The sequence below is a fragment of the Ruegeria sp. MALMAid1280 genome, from assembly GCF_049195285.1.
GTDB lineage: Bacteria > Pseudomonadota > Alphaproteobacteria > Rhodobacterales > Rhodobacteraceae > Ruegeria.
Genome location: NZ_JBMIRT010000006.1, coordinates 1 through 680, shown reverse-complemented (window position 1 = coordinate 680; position 680 = coordinate 1). Strand labels below are relative to the sequence as shown.

General features: G+C 63.2%; 1 protein-coding gene. It reads left to right on the top strand.

Going from position 1 to position 680, the window contains the following annotated elements; genetic code table 11:
• A partial coding sequence (hisD, locus tag ACOQFT_RS00030; protein WP_421596033.1) for a histidinol dehydrogenase occupies window positions 1-680 on the top strand: 680 nt, incomplete at both ends.

Genomic DNA, 680 nt, shown 5'->3' with positions numbered 1-680 from the left:
GCGCAGGCGCAACGCGACTCGATGCTGGATATCGAGGTCGAGACCCTGCCGGGCGTGATCCTGGGTCACAAGAACATCCCGGTGCAGTCTGTGGGCTGCTACGTGCCGGGCGGCAAGTTCCCGATGGTGGCCTCGGCGCATATGTCGGTGGCCACGGCCTCGGTTGCCGGTGTGCCCCGCATCATCGCCTGCACCCCGCCATTTCAGGGCAAACCGAATGCGGCTGTGATCGCGGCCATGCATCTGGGCGGCGCGCATGAGATTTATGTCATGGGCGGCATTCAGGCTATCGGCGCCATGGCAATCGGGACCGAGACCATCGATCCGGTTCACATGCTGGTCGGTCCCGGCAACGCCTTCGTGGCCGAAGCCAAGCGCCAGTTGTTCGGCCGCGTCGGCATCGACTTGTTCGCGGGTCCGACCGAGACCATGGTGATCGCCGATGAAACCGCAGCCGACGCCGAGCTTTGCGCCACCGACCTGCTGGGTCAGGCCGAGCATGGCTATAACAGCCCCTGCGTACTGGTCACCAACTCGCGCAAACTGGCCGAAGACACATTAAGCGAGATCGACCGTATCCTCGGCATCCTGCCCACTGCCGGCACCGCCAAGGTCAGCTGGGAGGAATATGGCGAGATCATCGTCTGCGATACCTATGACGAGATGCTGAAAGTGGCCGA